Genomic DNA, 18934 nt, shown 5'->3' with positions numbered 1-18934 from the left:
TAAGTTTGGGAATTTTCAAAAATGTTAACGGAGGTGATAATTATGCCTACAAGCCGGAATCATCAAGGGGCGCATGGGATAGGACAAGTTGAAGAGCAATTGAACTAGCAGGCAAATGCAACGGATACCATCCAAGGAGGAAGTAAAACGGATCGTGAAATTGCTAAAGTGGCAAACCGAGATGCACAAACCTCGTTAGATAAGATTATCGATAGTTAAGAACGAGGGGTTTAGTGAACTGCAGGCTGCCGACCTAGCGGCAGCCTGGTTATAACAATCTGCTGAGAATACACACTTCCCCACTTATATGCCAATAGCCTTCTGCTTAGGTACTTGTACTCCAGTAAAACCATATATATTATCTTCTATCGTAACAGTATAAATGCAACTTTTATCATAATCTGATTTTGGATTGTTTGAACAACCTGAAATTATGAACAAAGCTAATAAATTTGTTGTCTGTTTTTATTGAGTGTCTTCGTCGCTTTTGTACTCCAAAATATCACCCGGCTGACAATCCAAAGTCCTACATATCGCTTCTAATGTTGAAAAACGAACCGCTTTTGCTTTCCCGTTTTTCAGAATGGAAAGATTCGCCATAGTAATTCCAACCCTCTCCGAAAGTTCTGTTACGCTCATTTTCCTTCTTGCTAACATCACATCAACATTGATGATAATCGCCATGATATTCACCTCAGATCGTTAAATCATTTTCTGATTTTATATTAATAGCTTCTTGTAAAAGTTTTTGGAGAACAGCAGCAAAAACGGCGATCACCATAGAGGCGAAAATAATGGTCAATCCGATTGGTATGAAACTTGGAGGGTCAACTCTCTTTGCCATGAGATAGTAGAGTGGCATACCTAGCAGGTACAAGGTACTGATTGTGATGGCACAGTATTTTATATTCTTTAAAGCCTTTACGGATAATTCCGAGAACGCTTGGTTCTTATCAATATAGCTTAAAAGTTTAAAAGCTTGATACAGAGCAAAGTAAAAAGGTATCGCTGCCGCGTACATATCGATTAAAACGAGAGATTTCATATAAGCAATATCTGGATACAATTCTCCAGCAAAATTCCCGATCTTAGGCACCAAAAATATGCACAATGCAAGAACTGGGATTCCAATAAGAATATCAGCCATCTTCAAAAAGAGTGTTGTTCCCCGTTTCATAAAGAGCACCTCGCTAATTTAATAAAATGAATTTAACATATAATTTATTGTTTTACAATAAATTTGTATCGTTTTTTATTATATTATTTATGGAATATCCTTTTTATTTTAAGCAAAAAAATAAAAAGCATTTCTCATTACAAAGAAATGCTCTTACATTAAAATGTTAAATTTACTTGTTCAACAAAACTGCCCATCCCTCATGCATCCTCTACAATGCACCACAGAGCATGAAAGTTGACCCGTTCTTTCATGATAGTTGAGAAAAGGCAGCAAATCACAAGTAGCCTACTGCCTTCAAATGTCTTTATTGAGCTATCCTTCCCCTTTAGCTTAACAATGAACTAGGGAACAACTTCCGAAGTGACCCATAAGCAATCGCTATAAGTATCATAACAACCTCGCATTTGTCGACCTTGTAAACCAATTAGCCTCTTGCACGACATATTCCTCGTAGCAGCCGTAATTGCACTATCGTCTCCGTTAACCATCCATGCATCAGCTTTTCTAATCGAAAATTAAAGGAAAAGTAAATGTAACAAAAGCTGCCCAAAGTCCATAGACCGGCAAATACTTAGTAACGGCATCTTGGATGGTTGAAGGCCCGGTTTTGTTTCGTAGAAAACGCATATAGGAGAGCATAATCCAAATTAGATTGGCCCAGATAAGTATGTTTACACCTAAAACCACAAGTCTGTTGGGCGTAATCCCATATGAAGAAAGCCTGAACACTATTGCTGATAAAGCTACACTGTCAACGATAAGAGCAAGAAAAATAAGGGTAAAATTTATATAATCAGAAATGCTTCTTTTCTCGTCTATGCCGCTTTCGGTAATGGAGAATATGGTGACGGCCAATACACTAATGAGTATTCCGTTAAAGGATATGAGGAAATTGCGATCCAAGAATGGATTTTTTCCGACCCAAATCACCGTTACAAGATAGACCAACAATGTGATTAGTACAAGAGGACTAAAAATTTTGGCTATATAGGGTGCAATATTTTTTGAAAGTTTAAGGTTCCTTGATACCAGGTATGCAGTAACAATAGCGAGAGCAGCAGCACCAAATAAAACGACATTTTTAAAATAAAATTGAGATATATCCATGCCGACAAATCTAAATAACTGCATGGTTAATGCTGTTAGCAGCATTCCGCTGATTGCCATGCTGGCGTAGAATATGCCACATTCCCCATTAAATTTAAGATAGGCTAATCTAGTGCTGCCATTTCGATATTCATTTCCTGTAAATGCAAGCCCTAATACTACCCATAAGAAAATGGGAAGGTGTAGATAAGCCAAGATAATACTGTCTTTATGCTCTAGTGGCAGCATATTAATGTAAAATCCGGAGATTAGGAATAACGATGCAAGGGTGTAAAGAACATTTTTTTTGGGGGTACGATTATATACAAAATAGGCTGCAATAAAAGGAAGTATACCAAAAATAAGGTTGATAGGGGCTATCGCTTGCTGTTCGACAAAATGAAAAATGATCCTGGTACTTATCCCAGCAAGAATTGCTAAAATGCCCATGGATAAGAAATTCTTTTGAAGCAAAGAAGCTTTTTCTGTATTTGCGGTCTCCTTGAAATGCAATCTTTCATTCCAAACGGCAAGAACCTGCGAATCAGGGTTTTGTTCCCAGGCATGTGAGAATGAATTTTTAAAAACTTCGGGTTCTTTTCTAAATATTCTCTCCAGCTCATGGGGGTTAGCAATATTTTTAATAATCAGGTTGTCCATGATATACCTCCCCTAATAAATGTAAAATTCGTTCCTGCTTTCCTTCGCGATGTTTCTTATCCAAACGTTATGATCCTTGACTGTCTTCGTCACTTTTGTATTCTAAAATGTCTCCAGGTTGGCACTCTAATGCTTTGCAAATTGCCTCTAAAGTGGAAAGCCTAATTGCTTTTGCTTTTCCATTTTTCAATATAGAGAGGTTAGCCATTGTTATTCCAACCCTCTCCGAAAGTTCTGTTACGCTCATTCTTCTTTTAGCCAACATCACATCAATATTGATTATAATCGCCATATTCCTCACCTCAGACCGTCAAATCATTTTCTGATTTTATATCAATAGCCTCTTTTAAAAGCTTTTGGAGAACAGCAGCAAAAACGGCAATCACAATGGAGGAAAAAATCATGACCATTCCGATAACTATGATACCTGGGGCATCGTCTTTCTCCACGATAAGATAGAAGAGTGGCATGCCTAACACATACAAGATACTGATTGAGATTGCACAGTATTTGATATTCTTTAGAACTCGTACGGATAATTCCGAGAAAGCTTTGTTCTTGTCAATATAGCCTAATAGTAAAAATGCTTGATACAGAGCAAAGTAAAAAGGTATCGCCGTTGCATACAAATCGATGAATACGAGATATTTCAAATAAGAATGATCTGGATACAATTCTGCCGCAAAATTCGCTATCTCTGGCACCAAAAATATGCACAAAGCTAGAACTGGTATTCCAATAAGAATAACAGCTATCTTTAAAAAGAGTGTTGTTCCTCGTTCCATAAAAGTCCCTCACTTATTATTAAAATTAATTAGACTTTAACACACAATTTATCGTTTTACAATAAATCTTTAATGAAATATGACATATTATTGTTGTTATAAGGGAATGCTCTTTTCTAATCAAAAAAAAAGCATTCCTCCACCAAGGCTTAAAAGAATGCTCCCTTTCCATCTCAATTCTTATATAAAATTTTGAAGAATTATATTGTATTGGTCAGTCCCCATACTCCTCCCCATTTTCAATCTCACGTAGTCATCTGCTTTTTCTGTACCCCATAAAGGCGAACTCTTCGAAACCGTACCGAGGCAAGACAGCAAAATTGGGCCTGTGTGCAGCGAATAAGGCGATCACTTTCCAGTTAATGACTTGATCTGTTTAGTCATATATAATAGATTGATAGTCAATCATAATGGAGGAGGAATATCCTTGGACTCTACCTTGCAAATGTTAAAAGCCCTAACCGACGCCAACGGCGTACCCGGTCACGAAGACGAAGTGCGCGACGTTATGCGGGAGCACATTGCCCCTTACGCTGACGAAGTTACGGTTGATCATCTCGGCAGCTTAATCGCCAAAAAAACGGGCACGGCCTCGGACGGCCCTAAAATTATGGTAGCCGGACATTTGGATGAAATCGGTTTCATGGTGACGCGGATCGACGACAAAGGCTTCCTATACTTTCAAGCGCTCGGCGGCTGGTGGGAGCAAGTGATGCAAGCACAGCGGGTGACCGTCATGACTCGCAAGGGGAACATTCCCGGTGTGATCGGCTCGAAACCGCCGCATATTTTATCGCCGGAAGCCCGCAATAATCCAGTTGACAAAAAAGAGATGTTCATCGATATCGGCGCGGAAAGCAAAGAGCAAGCTACGGAGTTCGGCGTTCGCCCGGGCGACTCCGTCGTACCGGTTTGCGAATTTACCGTGATGAAGAATGAAAAAATGCTGATGGCCAAAGCATGGGATAACCGCATCGGCTGTGCCATAGCGATCGATGTGCTGAAGCAATTGAATGACGTCAAGCATCCGAATACCGTTTACGGCGTCGGCACCGTTCAAGAGGAAGTCGGCTTACGAGGAGCGAAAACGGCCGCAAATGTCATTCAACCCGATATCGGTTTCTCGGTTGACGTAGGGATCGCCGGCGATACGCCCGGTGTGAGCGAGAAGGACGCCTTGGCCAAAATGGGCAAAGGTCCGCAAATTCTCATTTTTGACGGATCGATGATCTCGCATCGCCGTCTGCGCAACTTCGTTACCGACACAGCGGATGAGCTCGGCATTCCTTATCAATTCGACTATGTCGCAGGAGGCGGCACCGACGCGGGCGCCATTCACGTGACAGCCGGCGGCGTACCGTCGCTTGCGATTTCGATTGCAACGCGATATTCACACACATGCGGCGATTCTCCACCGCGAGGATTTCGAAAATGCCGTGAAGCTGATCACCGAAGTAATCAAACGATTGGATAAAAACAAAGTGAAGGAACTTACATTCGGCCAAGGGTAAGGAGCGACTACGCGCCGTTTTGCCTATTTAGTGCCACGTGCGATCGAAGAATTGAACTATCGTACTCATTCATATTATGAGGTCAGCCAGTTTCTTGGCTGACCACTTTTATTTCTGGTGTATTTGTCAGTAGGCGGGGGCAGATCAATCGTTCCCTTGTGTCTATATTCGATCCAGTTTGCTCTCCAGGAGTGAACCGCATAGGCATATTTATTACTCCATTCCCTCTCGATTTCATCCAAAGCCGCTACTGCCGAATTTTTATTTCCTTAAGTATATAGAAAAGTACCCCATAGAGTAGACCTTTTTTAGGTGTCTACTCTATGGGGTATAGATCGGGCTTATCCTTTTTCATGCATACACTAATTCACCATTTCATGATAACTCTTTTCATCTACTACACGCCGAGCTGTAACATAACGATCTTGGTAGTACGTTTCCGTCAACTTGCTTATTTTTACTCCCTTACTGCTAGAGGAGTGAGCGAATTGATTGTCACCTATGTAAATTCCTGCATGGGAGATACCCGTACCTAAGGTATTAAAAAACACTAAATCTCCCGTTCGTAGGTTCTTTTTAGCTATCGGTGTCCCTACTTTAGCCTGTGACTGGGATGTGCGCGGTAGGTCAGTCACATCAAACTTTTTTAATACATACAAGATAAATCCGGTACAATCAAACCCTGCAACAGTGGTACCGCCCCATAAATATGGTGTCCCCAGTACGTGGTTCACTTCACTTTCTAGCTTAACCTCACTTGCAAATGTACTTGGTGCAGCGGCAGTGAATACGACTGCAGCTCCTAATAAAGATAAGATGAGTTTCTTCAGAGCCTTGTTCTCCCTTCGATGCCTACGGAGTTAGCTGAGGGTTCGGTTAAAGGTTCCCTATATTCTCTTGCTTACAAGAATAATTCACCCGGGATGGTTCCCCCGTTTTCAAAAACGAAATTCGGCAATTGGTTAATATTTTGTAACTATTTATACTTTAATATACCGAGTAATCGATGTCAACCTTTTCACAAATTCAATATTTTTAATTTTTATCTATATATTTTCTGCACTACCATATTATACAATGCACTATTCATGAGCTTTTCATCAAGAAAATAGCCTCTCAAAAGCAAATCAACTCCTACTCGTGGGGTCTATCCTCTTTATCTTTCCTGTCTAGACGCATACCGATATACACCAATAAAAGATACAAAAATGTAATAATTAACCTGAGACTATTATCCTCAAGATAGCTTGCAAAATATATCCACATTACTAACAAATGCCTGCATGTCATACCACCTCTTCTTTATACGTCCACTTGGCTGGAGCAGTATTTTGGAATATACCCTGTTTACACAAAAAAACTCTAAAGCAGTCCACCCAACTGGGTTGAACTGCGTTTAGAGGTAAGTTTTTTCATACTATAAGCCGTTTCTATCACATTGATAAGAATGTCGTTCAGCATTCCATCTTTATGAAGGACGACGATTCCCGCAGCACGAGCTCGAACGGCAGTAGCACTTTGAGCGGCAGCGAATAGTGACCTTCAAGGTAATCAACCAGCGTTTTGGCAGCTACTTCGCCGATTTGCGTTTTCGGCACTTGTACGCTCGTGAGGGGAGGCGACGTATACTGCGCGAATTCGATATCATCCATGCCGACGAACGCGATGTCCTGAGGAATGCGATAGCCTTTCTCTGAGGTGGCGCGAAGTGCTGGAATCGCCAGTACGTCGCTTGCGCAAAACATTGCCGTCGGCCTCTCATCCTCCTTCAACCGTACGAGCATGTCCGACATTAAACTGTAGCTCATATCAACTTTCCAATTGGTATTTATTATCCAGCTCCGATTCAACCCGAATCCCGCTTCGAGCATGCCATACTTGTAGCCTAAAAATCGCTCATCCCCTTCCAATTCTTTAGAGAACGTTGGTCCCCCAATGTATCCGATTTTCGTATGTCCCTGCGCAATCAGATGCCTGACGGCAGCACGGGCGGCCGATATGCGGTCGCAGTCGACAACGGGTACGGACAAGCTGTCGTAGTTCAGGCTGACGCCGACCACACGCACGCCTTCTTCCTGCAAGACCTCGAACTGCTCCTTATTGTACCAGGCGATTGCAAGTATGCCTTTCACTCCCGTTTCCCGGATCAAAGAGCGCAGGTATTCGGGGCTCCCGACCTCCTCCATCGACATGAAGAACGCAGGAGTGTGCCCGAGCTCGTGCATCTTCTTGCGGAAGCCGGACATAACGGACGTAAAATACGGATGAAAATCAAAGAATGACTGCGGCATAATGCATCCTATCGATTTCTCTGACGGATGATGTTGTAAGTTCTTCGCCTGCGGTGTCTGCTCTTCCTTTATATCGTAGCGAATCTCACTCGCTACTTCTAACACCTTGCGCTTCGTCTCTTTGCTTACTGGGCGAGTCACATCATTGCTGATCGCACGCGATACAGTGGAAATCGATACCCCGACCCGCTCGGCGATATCCTTTAATGTCGGCAATTCGACACCTCCTTAATTATTCATAATCATTGCTCCTCTATGGACGCAGTTCCATACCCTTGCAGGCGAATGGCAGCTTCATCCATGGATTCTTGGATGGAAACCACCTCTGTATCAAAATCCCGTGATAGGATGCCAACTAATTCGGATAACGTAGGAATCTCCAGGTTTAATATGAGGTGGTTCCGGATAGTCCTGAATAGTCCGTTTACTATACATAATTTCTCCCTATTCAAATTAAGGAGCGTGATAACATCACGCTCCTTCGTTCAACTCAAGTTTTATCCATTATTTCTTAAAAGTCTCGTCATAGGCTTTATTGATTAGTTCCAGAGCTCGGTCAGATCCAAGTTTTTTAACCTGTGGAATAACTTCCGAATCCCATTTATCAATGCTTTGTTTACCGATAATCACGTTTACCGAAGCTTCCTCTACATAGGTATCAATAGCCGTTTTGAGGTCGGTATATTCTTTTTTCGCATTCGTATCGCTAAATTTTGCATCAAAGACTGCCTTGCCAAAGGCGTGGTTTTCTTCCAAAAATGCTACCGATTTTTTCATGGCAGCACCATTTAACTCAAACGTATTAATAGCAGATTGATTTACAACAGCGAAAAGACTTTGGTCGTTTAGCCCCGTATTCTTGATGGCACCATTTGGTGTAGCAGGAGTTTGAAAATCCTTTAAAAATTTCACAGTACCATCGGAATTCTTTTGATAAGATTCGCCTTCGATACCAAATTGCATGGCATCGATACCTTGCGGGCTGTACAACCAATTCAGAAAATTAACCAATTCATCTTTGTATTTAGATTGGGTTGAAATTACTTTGTAGCTTTGGAAATAGCCGCTTAAAACACCGGTACCAACTCTTTTATTGTTGTACGCAGGTTGAAGCATAGCCGTAAATTCAAAGCCCTGTGGAATTTTGCTTCCCATTTGTTGAACAATCTCGTCGCCAACTTGTGGGTAGTCAAAGGTCACAAGACCTTTGCCAGTAGCTAAGAGTTCATTCCATTCTTCATCTGTAATCGTAGCAAAGTTTGGATTTAATAAGCCTTCGGAATACAATTTATTCAAGTATACCAACGTTTCCTTGTAGGCTTGGCTTTCTGGACCGAATAAATATTTTTGCTGAGCATCGTCTAGATAGAAAGTGTTACTCGTTCCTCTATAGTAAGCTTGGTTGCCAATTAGGTGAGACGTCCCCCATCTTACAAAATAGGGGTAAGAATCTGGGTAAAGTTTCTTCAGTTGAACTAAGGTATTGTATAAATCGTCAAACGTTTCGAACTTCGTGGATAGATTGTTTTTTGCGAAAATATCAGTTCTTCCCAACATAACTTCATCGGCACGATATGGCACATCATACATTCTTGGGGCGCCATAAAATTTGCCGTTAGGCGAACGAGTCAGATCCATGGCAGGTGGATATTTATCCAACATTGCTTTGTAATTATCAAGCTTACCTGATTCCATATAAGGCGTTAAATCTAAGAATGCTCCTTGTGGACCATAACGGTCTGCATTATCTCTTGATAACGTAATCAAATCCGGTAGTGATCCAGATGCTAACATGGTATTCAATTTTTGTGTATAGTCTGCACGGGCTACGCTAATGGGTTTGATTTTAATATTTGTGTACTTTTGAATTGTCTTAAAAATTTCTTCGTCACCAGTGTATGGGGTATTGGCCATTAAAAACCAAGTAACTTCAATTGGTTTTTCGCTAATTTTTTGTTCGGCGGCATTGGGGTCTGATGTCTGTGGCGGCTCTGTGTTTTTGGTAGATTCACTTGGCTTGCTGCACCCTGCAACTAACATCATGATAGCTACAAATAAGACCAAAAATCTTTTCATGATAAATCTCTCCTTATTGGTAAATTTCATCAATTATCCTTTTATTGAGCCAACCATAAGACCCTTGACAAAGTACTTTTGTATAAAAGGATAAATACACATAATAGGAAGGGTAGTGATGACAATGGATGCCATTTTTAAAGATTCCGTTGCCGAGTGATTTAATTGAGCATAAGCGTCTTTTTCGCTTGGATTGAAGGTTGCAGCTACCAGAATACTTCTTAAAATCATCTGCAAAGGATACTTTTCGGTGTCATTTAAGTAAAGCAACGCATTGAAATATCCATTCCAAATGCCAACAGCTGTAAATAAGCCGATGGTTGCCAGGATTGGCTTGGAGAGTGGCAAAATGATTTTTACTAATATTTGAGGATCAGTCGCCCCATCAATGTAAGCAGATTCACTTAGGCTTTCCGGTATATTCCTAAAGAAGGATCTCATGAGAATAATGTTCCATGCGGACAACGCTCCCGGAAGAACCATAACCCAAATGGTGTCTAATATATGCAGGGACTTATAAGCCAAATAGGTTGGAATCATACCGCCACCAAAAAACATGGTTATCAGGTACACCTTGGAGAGAAATGAACGCATTTGAAACTTTTCTTTGGAAAGTGGATATGCTGTTATAGCTGTGAAAAATAAGGTGAAAAACGTTCCAAGCGCAGTATACACAATTGTGTTTTTATATGCCGTAAAAAAAATAGGATGGTTTATCATGGTCTTGAATGCACCTAGGTCAAAACCTTTTGGAAAAAAGGCAACTTTCCCCGCAATGACTTCTGCGGGATCGCTAATAGATACAGACACAACGTATACAAAGGGATAGAGCATAGCTAGTACAACAATAGCCAAAATGACGTACACAACGGAAAGAAAGACCCGATCTCCCATTGGTTCTTTGATTTTGTAAGGATTTTTTTTCATGACATCACCATAAACTTTCCTTTAGAAGTTTTCTGGAGAAATAGTTTGCTCCGAATACAAAAACAATGGCAACCAAACTGTTAAACAACCCAATCGCACTTGAAAATCCATAATCTTGGTCGATTATACCTTTACGGTAAACATACGTAGAGATAACATCGGCAACATCATATGTGGCAGGGCTATACATTAACAGAATTTTATCGAATCCAACGCTGATAATACCGCCAATGGATAAAATTAGCAAAGTAATGATGGTTGGGCGGAGGCTGGGCAGGGTGATGTGAAAAATCTGTTTAAACTTAGAACAGCCATCCATCTTAGCCGCTTCATACATTTCTGCGTCAATTCCTGTAATGGCCGCCAAGTAGAGTATGCTGGAATAACCAATTTCCTGCCAAATACCTGAGCCAACATACAAGCTTCTAAAGTAACCGGATTCGTTAAAAAATTGGATCGGGTTAACACCGAAATTTGCTAACAATTCATTTACAATACCATTACCACTAAAAATGGATTTCATAATGCCCACAATGACAACAACCGAAATAAAGTAAGGTAAATACGTAGCAGTTTGAATAAACCTCTTCATTTTGGGATGTATCACTTCGTTAATCAACAACGCCAGAATAATGGGGGCGGGAAAAGCCCACAGCAAGTTAACAGAACCAAGAACAAACGTGTTTTTAATAATTCTAAAAAAGTTAGGATCTTTAAAAAATCGAATAAAGTTATCAAAGCCGATCCATTCCGAGCCACTAATTCCTAAAAACAAACTGAAATTTTGAAAGGCAGTTACAATACCGACCATGGGGTAATAAGCAAACAAGGCGATCATGATTAACCCTGGAAGCGACATCAGCATGAGAAAGCGGTTACATTTCCAGTCATGTTTAAATTTTGAAATAAACGACATTTTAGTTATCTTTTCCGTAGTCGTCGACAAACGCTCACCTCATTGTTTTACACTTATTATCGCTATATGCCCATCTCTGTCAGTTACTTTATGTTCGATCCTCTCCTTTTCATCCTTACTTGAAAAACACATCTTGGTTTCATTTGGCGTATCAGTCAGAATTCATTTTTTTGCCAAAATTACCCCTTGACACAGCAATCATAATTGGACAAAATACCATTTGTCAACGGGTTTTTGGATCCAAATTTGTAATGACCAAGATAAACGAGTCGATAGCGCTAAAGGACCAGATCGTATTCAGCAAATATTTTTTGACTACCAGACAAGTCGGGATAAATCCAACGTTGAACAGCATGGTCAAAACGACTAAATGGTTATTGCGCGGTATAGTGTCCTGCTAGCTTAATAGCTTTTAAATTAACTCAATATCTTTTCATTAAACTGCCTGTTACTTCAATGAATTTTTCTAAAAACACAGCAAGACTGCCGTTCAATATCGGCAGTCTGTACAATTATCTATTCTGCTGAACCTTAGTAACGGGAATCCATAATTCGACATCCAATTCTTCAGTAAACACCTGTTTTTCAACGCCAATTTGGATTTCAGGACCAACCTGTATCATAGGTCCTTCAACTTGCTCATATCCTGAGGAAGGAAACCATTCCCCATAGATGCGATGCCATTTTTCTTTTTCCCAAGGAACTTTCATTTCAAATACGACCCATGTCTTAGCTGGCACAATGAATTGTGAGAAGGTTTCGGGGCAAGGGTTCGTAGTTGCTACGGCCAAGTAATAATCATAATCTCGCTTCTCACGTACACCTTCTCCAAAACTCACATGAAGAATTCCGTAAGGCTCTTGATTGTTAAGGGATTTTAGTTCGGCATACGTTTCATTGTCTGTTGATTTCCAAACCTGTTCTACACCTGGATGCTCCCCAACATCTACTGCTGTAACACGATTCGTGATCCCAACCAGTTGAAACGAATCCTTATACTCAATCCTATACTTCATTGGCTCACTACCTCCTATAGATAATCGAAAGGTCATTGGAGGATATGCTTTTAGTGAACGGTTGTTAGTTCTTGCTTCGGTTGGGGTTGTTCCATGTAAGCTTAGAAATGCACGTGTAAACGCATCGGGTGAACTGTATCCGTATTTTACTGCGATGTCGATCACCCTGAGCCTACTATTTCGCAAATCAAAAGCTGCAAGTGTAAGGCGTCTACGACGAATGTATTCTTGGAGAGGAATACCCGCCAAATATGAAAACATCCTCTTGAAATGATATACAGAACAATATGCGCGTTTAGCCACCTCATGTTCATCTATTCCATTCTCAAGATTTTGTTCAATGTATTCTAATGCTCCGTTCAAATTTTCCAGCATATTCATTCAATGGCCTCCTTTCTGCTATAGATTAGCAGGGTCCCATATTTGACATCCGACTTTTCTAGTTCAATTTTTGCAGGGTGATAATTAAGCAAAGTGCATCTTCAGCTATTGTTACTCTCCAAGATTTTTTAAACACTTAATAATTCGATGCAATCTAAATATTACCTTCTATCTAATTTACTAAACTGCCCGTTAGATAAGAATAGGCTGCCATATGGCAGCCTTTAAGCATTGAACTATCGTGCTTCATTAGCAGAGCGAGCTTTGTGCTTATCCCATTTGCTTTTCCTCAATACGATACCATAACTCACAATACTCAAAACCGTCTTCGTTTGTACAATACATTTCGAAATTGCCGCCATCTAAAACATTAAACTTTGATGTTTGTAGCCATTCAGAAAATATCCGATTTTTTAATGAGCGCAAATCATAGTTGCCGCTGCCATTCCCATCATCTAATGTTGAAAATACCGCCCAAGTCGATGCTGGAACATTAACAACGGTATATCCATCGACCTTACTATTCTCCGATTTATAACACCCGATAAGATAAGGGAAAGTGGTATTACTTGTGAATTTGTAAGAATCGTATGCAAAAACTGCTCCAAGTTCCTTGCTGAAATTGCCTTCGCACCACCAATCCCCAATAACCGACTGGCGTAATCTATCAAACTCGCCATTCTTACATATGTTTTGCCATACCTCCGGGATCGATACGCCTTGTTGGTTCGCAATATCGTCTATATTGTATATATCCTCTAGTCCAAAAACTTGAAAAGCATCCCGTTTCTCAATTCGATAATTCATCCCTACAACTCCTTTTAATATAATTTGAAAGGAGATGCGAGGATAGGCTTTTAGCTGACTTCCGGCATTGCGCGCTGATGTAGGAGTCATACCATGCATATTTTGAAATGCTCGTGAAAATGATTCTGGCGTTTCATATCCATATTTCAAGGCTATATCAATCACTTTATTCTTTTTGTTTTGTAAATCAAAGGCGGCAAGCGTAAGCCTTCTGCGCCTGATATATTCTGATAAAGGTATTTCAAGTACAAATGAAAACATACGTTGAAATTGATAAACAGAACATAAAGCAATTCTAGCAATCTGTTCATAATCAATATTATTTTCTAAGTTGTCCTCAATATATTCAATAGCATGGTTCATACGTTGAAGCCAATCCACGGCGATCCCTCCTTTCAAAAGGAGCATATCATGGGGTAGATCAAGTCGCCTGACTTTTCATGCAGCAAAATATCAGATGATTGAAAAGTTCTACTTTGTAATAATTCTTTAATTATTTGAATTATCCTGCCCCATCGGAAATATGTTAATCGCATCAGTACGATGACCATGCGGATCTATATGAATTAACCTTAGTCGTCCGTTTGGTTCGATTCGGAATTCTATCTGTTCTTTTACGTGCAACGTAGTACATACTAGGAAGTTATCTTGTTTTGAGATCGGAACGATTTCGTACTTAAACCATGCACCTTTATTTTTTTGCATGAACAAGTAAATGGTATCATCTTCATAGGTTACTACAACGGTTTTTGAAGGGTCGATGCCGTGCTGGTCAAATATTTCATAAAACAATCCGACGGCGAATTTAGGCTTATCGATACTTGATAGTTTATCCAAGGCTTCCCTTAACTCAGTCGCCCTTGCGAAGTTTTTAATAGTTGTCTCCTCTTCACCAATGTTATAAATTCCAGCAAATTTTCTTAATTCATCGGAGGCTATACTTATCCGAGATACGGGATTTGGTGGAAGGACTTCTTCACCCATCACTATTTTCGCTAAACACTCGCAGATGACATCAACAGGTGTAAGGTTCACATTGCTCAATACAATAATAGTGATATCCTCGTCTAAATAGCGATTAAATTCCCCATAAAAACCATTCATGGTCCCACTGTGCCATGCCCGTTTTCTTGGCTTGTTGTTGATGAATTGTTCTGTGACTACCCAACCGTAGCTGCCAAATGGCGAGGTATTACTCCCGAATAATTGCTCCCATTGCTGCTGACTGAGAATTCCGTTCCTAGATAAAGCCTGGTCCCAGAGATAAAGATCCTCGACTGTGGAATACATCCCTCCGGCCCCTGCATGCAATGACATTTCTACATACTCGGTTGGGATAATTCCCTTACATATTGAGTAACCCGAAGCGCAATGTTTCAGAAGTGTTCTGCCATCTTCAACCCCCGTATTTCTTATATTCAAAGGGATTATGATATTATCTGTTATATATTTTTGATACGACATCCCTGAGATCTTCTCGATGATGTAACTTAACAAAATGAAGGGCGAGCTTGTGTAATTGTAGCCTTCCCCTGGCGCAAATTGCAGCGGTTTATCTTTAAACGATTCAATTGTTTGCTCTATAGTCGAATAAAGTCTCATTGTCTTTTCCCAATAAAAAGGAAAATTTGGATAATCTTGAATCCCTGATGCGTTGGTAAGTAAATGATCTATGGTTATGACATTTCCATTTGGATAGTTCGGTATGTACAAATCGATTGGATCATTGACGCTAAGTAATCCTTGATCCTGTAACTGGATGATAGCTATTGCTGTAAAACTCTTGGTTATTGCACCGAGACGAAACTTCGTTGTTGAAGTATTTCGTATATCATGCTCAAAATTGGCCATACCGAAACCTTTACTCAATAATATCTGGTTTTCCTGAGCAACCAGTACCGCTCCATTGAAATATCCTTGATCCTCTAATGTATTCATGTAAGTATTTAACTTTTCACTTACTTCAGTATGGATAGATGTTTTCATTTTTCTCCTCAATTCGGATTAATTGATAGCGCTTCCTACCAAGTAAATACTTGGACTTCGAATGTAATCATAATCAAGGTTGTTAAAGAAATATATAGATAATACATTTTAAAAAGTACTTTACCTACGTTTGAAGTGCAGATTTTAAAGTTCTGTAAGTATGTGTTTTACTTCCCGTTCACTTAATAAAATGAGCAGGCTGCCACAGCCTGCTCATTATGTTTTATTCAACTATCGTGTTTTGATTGCGAACCACCTTAACCGACAAAGACTAGCCTTGGAATGTGAGTGTGGGTTGTACTGCCCCTAGTACAGCTTTGAGGTCCGAAGGGATATAAGTCACGGCTTTCAACTCCGTAATGACTTGGGTGTACATTTTGTCAGGATCAGGCTGCACGATTCTATATTGAATCGTAGCTATGCCTTTCGAGAATTGGATGCCCGTAATCTCGAGTCCATATCCAGAATGAGGAGCCAGAGTGGATAACGTAACTCGGGTGACAGAATCTGTTTCTTTGTCCGAAGTGATTTTTACTTGGCCAAAAGAAGGATCAGGTGTTTCCGATTTTGTGTTTTGAATGAATTTTAACGTTTTACTGATCATATCGGCAGCTTCTGCGCGAGTGATATAGCTCTTAGGATAGAAGCGTTGCTTGCTGTCTAGGGATACGATCTTGGCAATGAGCAACTTCTGAATACTGTCCATGTACCCGTTTGTCACTTGGTCGGCATCCGAAACGCTTTGGAAAATTTCGATCCATGCATAATCTCCCTTATGGCTTAATGCCCCAAAAAGCCATTTGGCGAATTGCTCCCGGGTGACTTTAGCGGAAGGATTAATGTCTTTCGGAATTGCTAGCCCGTTTATTTGAGCGATGATGAAGTATTCCGCGTATGAGGAGTCGTTTTTAACCTTCGTAAAATAGTCGCTCGCCTCCGGTTGCTTGATAAATTTAATATTGTCGATGTTTAAATCCAAGCCTTTTACGATCATGGTCACTGCTGTTGCCGCGTTCAAGCTGTCCTTCCTGTCTTGTTTACTCTCATTGTTCCCTTTATGAGCAAAAGCGGAACCGCTAATGCCCATGCTGAAGATGGCGATTAACATAAGCAGCATCAGTGGTTTTATCATTACATTTCTCATCTTGTTTCCCTCCGTATATCATTTATTCTCCCCTAGACGTTTATGCTCTGGAAAATGTTACAAATATGAATAAATAATAAGTTAACGCGAACAGGGAGCATATGCTTTGTCTTAGTTGATCATCGTTGAACTATCGTTCCCAGTTAGTTCAATGACCCGTACTGATACGGTTCTCCGCGCTGGCTGTAATGGCAAGTTTTAAGGCCATCCTTTGTGGGGATGGCCCTCTCTTGAACTCACGTTATTTCAACTATTGTTTTCAGTTAGCAAAATCAAATGATCTTTTTCCTAATAAATATAATTGCTTATCATTCCCAACATGGTGTGCCTGTAAATAAAAACCCTTCCCCATTTGCATACCTGCCAAATTCACGAGATGCACACTTTTTCACATGCGTCGGCAGCCAATTGTTCGATTCAGGTATACCAAGAGCGTTCCTCATCCCGATTAGCACTAGCGAAATAAATAATGCTTCTATTTGCGCCACATAATCATTTGGTAGCGGAAAGTGCTTTCCATACCAATCAATGTATTGCTGTCTGGCATTGGGATGAATAAAGGTAAATGTGATGGCCAAGTCAGTGAGAAAAGGACCAAATCCACACGCGCCAAAGTCAATGGGATTTGCAACCCCATCTACAAACACGATATTGGGAGGAACGATATCACCGTGCAATACGCCCCAAGTCAACTTATTCTTAGGGAGAGTGTCGAGCAGGACCATCGCTTTTTCCCCAGCGGCTTCAAGGATCTGAACATCGTGTGCATCTAATAACCCTTCCCGCACGGGCTGCTTGAGCAAGTCCAGAGCATTCTGTATGCGTGCACGATTAACCGTTGGACGGATAAAAGATGAAGGGGGCTGCCACTTACTGGCATGATGGTGCAAAGCTGCCGTCATTTCAGCGGTGGATTTCAATTCTTGTTCGCTGGTAAAGTATTGTTTTTGCTCGCCTTCCACCCAACTGAGCATCGTGCAATTTATATCGTCCACTTGTGTAACATATGACCCTTGCTTATTGCGTTTTGGCACAGGGAGGGTGAGACTAGTATCGCGATTAAGTGCATCCAGCCATACCAACTCAGAATCCAGCGCATCTGAGCGCGTCCATATCTTTTCAAGCGTACTGATTTTAGATTTGTGAACACGTAGGCTGTATAACAATCCACAATTATCTTCAATTTTGAAAACCGCAGCGCCGCTTTGAGCTACTGGTGATACGGATACAACGTTAATATCGTACTGCGTCAGCGCATGTTGAGCGATGATTACATTATCCATTCTGTTCACACCTTCCAAAGGAAATCGCCCCTAACACTAAGGTAATGATATGGTACTATGCCTACGACTCACTTTTTTAACGACAGGGATCCAAACTTCCATTTCGTACATGCCGTTGCCTCGATCATAGGTCATTTCAAGCTCAGGGCCATTTGCAAATTCGTAATTAGAACTCGGAAACCACTCACCCCAGATACGCTTCCACAATCCATGAATATCATTCTGTCCATCGGGATTGATTCCGGTTGTGAAAATCGCGTAAAGAATTCGCTTTACTGTTCCGTCGGAAATGCACCTCTCCCAAAATTGATGTATTTCAATATACGGATTCACGCCATCGGCATTGACCAAAGTTGAAACGCCGAACATTTCAAAACCTTGTTTTTCCTGAATTTTGTAATTCATCTCCACATCTCCTCGAATAGAAATATGAAAGGATAGCCGAGGATAGGCCTTGAGTGAAACGCCTTTGTCGCGCGCGGACATCGGCACCACCCCGTGCATTTTTTTGAACGCTCTGGAAAATGCCTCGGGTGATTCGTAACCATACTTCAATGCAATATCGATGACCTTGACACCAGTGTTTTGCAGCTCAAATGCGGCAAGGGTTAGCCGCCTGCGCCGAATATACTCCGCCAGCGTAACATTTGTGATGAACGAGAACATCCGCTGAAAATGGTAAGTTGAGCAGCAGGCTAATCTAGCCACTTGGTCGTAATCGATTGCTTCAGACAGGTGTGTTTCGATATATTCCATTGCGTTATTCATGCGGGCTAGCCAATCCATTCAGATCCTACTTTCAAGTATAATTATAAGTAATGGTGCGAAATGGAGCCTTGCAATTCTTGCACAGAAATATCATGTTTGCCAATATCTAAACACAGG

At 40.7% G+C, this 18934-nt stretch carries 16 protein-coding genes, 1 pseudogene and 1 riboswitch; of the genes and pseudogenes, 1 reads left to right on the top strand and 16 read right to left on the bottom strand.

From position 1 onward, the window contains the following. Positions 1-465 precede the first annotated feature (465 nt). The 5 genes from C558_RS0106975 to C558_RS0106955 all read right to left on the bottom strand — a co-directional run bounded on the left by C558_RS0106975 (position 466) and on the right by C558_RS0106955 (position 3711). Positions 466-684, bottom strand: coding sequence for a helix-turn-helix domain-containing protein (locus tag C558_RS0106975; RefSeq protein WP_018755533.1), 219 nt, complete (start codon positions 682-684; stop codon positions 466-468). 10 nt (positions 685-694) lie between these two features. Beyond that, positions 695-1177 carry a DUF2975 domain-containing protein gene (locus C558_RS0106970; RefSeq protein ID WP_018755532.1) on the bottom strand — a complete coding sequence of 161 codons (483 nt, stop codon included), beginning with the start codon at positions 1175-1177 and terminating at the stop codon, positions 695-697. 507 nt (positions 1178-1684) lie between these two features. Next, positions 1685-2926: a DUF4153 domain-containing protein gene (locus C558_RS0106965; RefSeq protein ID WP_018755531.1), complete on the bottom strand. Its 1242-nt coding sequence runs from the start codon at positions 2924-2926 to the stop codon at positions 1685-1687. Positions 2927-2993: 67 nt separating this feature from the next. Further along, positions 2994-3218: a helix-turn-helix domain-containing protein gene (locus C558_RS0106960; protein WP_018755530.1), complete on the bottom strand. Its 225-nt coding sequence runs from the start codon at positions 3216-3218 to the stop codon at positions 2994-2996. Between the two features lie 10 nt (positions 3219-3228). Further along, positions 3229-3711, bottom strand: a complete 483-nt coding sequence (locus tag C558_RS0106955) for a DUF2975 domain-containing protein (protein WP_018755529.1) — start codon at positions 3709-3711, stop codon at positions 3229-3231. Between the two features lie 445 nt (positions 3712-4156). On the opposite strand from C558_RS0106955, the pseudogene C558_RS30570 reads away from it, so the two are divergent. Beyond that, a pseudogene (locus C558_RS30570) lies at positions 4157-5222 on the top strand (M42 family metallopeptidase). Positions 5223-5584: 362 nt separating this feature from the next. Here C558_RS30570 and C558_RS33040 read toward each other — a convergent pair. From C558_RS33040 to C558_RS0106900, 11 genes are all read right to left on the bottom strand, one after another. After that, positions 5585-6052 (bottom strand): C40 family peptidase, encoded by a 468-nt coding sequence (locus C558_RS33040; protein WP_083927107.1) that lies wholly within the window; start codon positions 6050-6052, stop codon positions 5585-5587. A gap of 4 nt (positions 6053-6056) precedes the next feature. Beyond that, positions 6057-6189, bottom strand: a riboswitch (cyclic di-AMP (ydaO/yuaA leader). A 487-nt stretch (positions 6190-6676) separates the two neighbouring features. Further along, positions 6677-7729, bottom strand: coding sequence for a LacI family DNA-binding transcriptional regulator (locus tag C558_RS0106945; protein WP_018755528.1), 1053 nt, complete (start codon positions 7727-7729; stop codon positions 6677-6679). Between the two features lie 288 nt (positions 7730-8017). Continuing rightward, positions 8018-9589 (bottom strand): extracellular solute-binding protein, encoded by a 1572-nt coding sequence (locus C558_RS0106940; protein ID WP_018755527.1) that lies wholly within the window; start codon positions 9587-9589, stop codon positions 8018-8020. A gap of 33 nt (positions 9590-9622) precedes the next feature. Then, entirely contained in the window at positions 9623-10516 is an 894-nt protein-coding gene (locus tag C558_RS0106935; protein WP_018755526.1) for a carbohydrate ABC transporter permease, read from the bottom strand. Positions 10517-10520: 4 nt separating this feature from the next. Further along, on the bottom strand, positions 10521-11462 hold the full coding sequence (locus C558_RS0106930) for an ABC transporter permease (protein ID WP_018755525.1): 942 nt from the start codon (positions 11460-11462) through the stop codon (positions 10521-10523). Between the two features lie 482 nt (positions 11463-11944). Beyond that, positions 11945-12829 (bottom strand): AraC family transcriptional regulator, encoded by an 885-nt coding sequence (locus tag C558_RS0106925; protein ID WP_018755524.1) that lies wholly within the window; start codon positions 12827-12829, stop codon positions 11945-11947. 270 nt (positions 12830-13099) lie between these two features. Next, positions 13100-14017 carry an AraC family transcriptional regulator gene (locus tag C558_RS0106920; RefSeq protein WP_018755523.1) on the bottom strand — a complete coding sequence of 306 codons (918 nt, stop codon included), beginning with the start codon at positions 14015-14017 and terminating at the stop codon, positions 13100-13102. 108 nt (positions 14018-14125) lie between these two features. After that, positions 14126-15622 carry a serine hydrolase domain-containing protein gene (locus C558_RS30565; RefSeq protein WP_018755522.1) on the bottom strand — a complete coding sequence of 499 codons (1497 nt, stop codon included), beginning with the start codon at positions 15620-15622 and terminating at the stop codon, positions 14126-14128. 271 nt (positions 15623-15893) lie between these two features. Beyond that, entirely contained in the window at positions 15894-16766 is an 873-nt protein-coding gene (locus tag C558_RS0106910; RefSeq protein ID WP_018755521.1) for an S-layer homology domain-containing protein, read from the bottom strand. 308 nt (positions 16767-17074) lie between these two features. Continuing rightward, complete coding sequence (locus tag C558_RS0106905; protein ID WP_018755520.1) at positions 17075-18049, bottom strand: phosphotransferase enzyme family protein; 975 nt, start codon at positions 18047-18049, stop codon at positions 17075-17077. Positions 18050-18085: 36 nt separating this feature from the next. Further along, positions 18086-18835: an AraC family transcriptional regulator gene (locus C558_RS0106900; protein ID WP_018755519.1), complete on the bottom strand. Its 750-nt coding sequence runs from the start codon at positions 18833-18835 to the stop codon at positions 18086-18088. Between the last annotated feature and the right edge of the window lie 99 nt (positions 18836-18934).

The organism is Paenibacillus terrigena DSM 21567 (assembly GCF_000374845.1).
GTDB lineage: Bacteria > Bacillota > Bacilli > Paenibacillales > Paenibacillaceae > Paenibacillus_K > Paenibacillus_K terrigena.
This window is presented reverse-complemented; position numbering and strand designations above follow the sequence as displayed.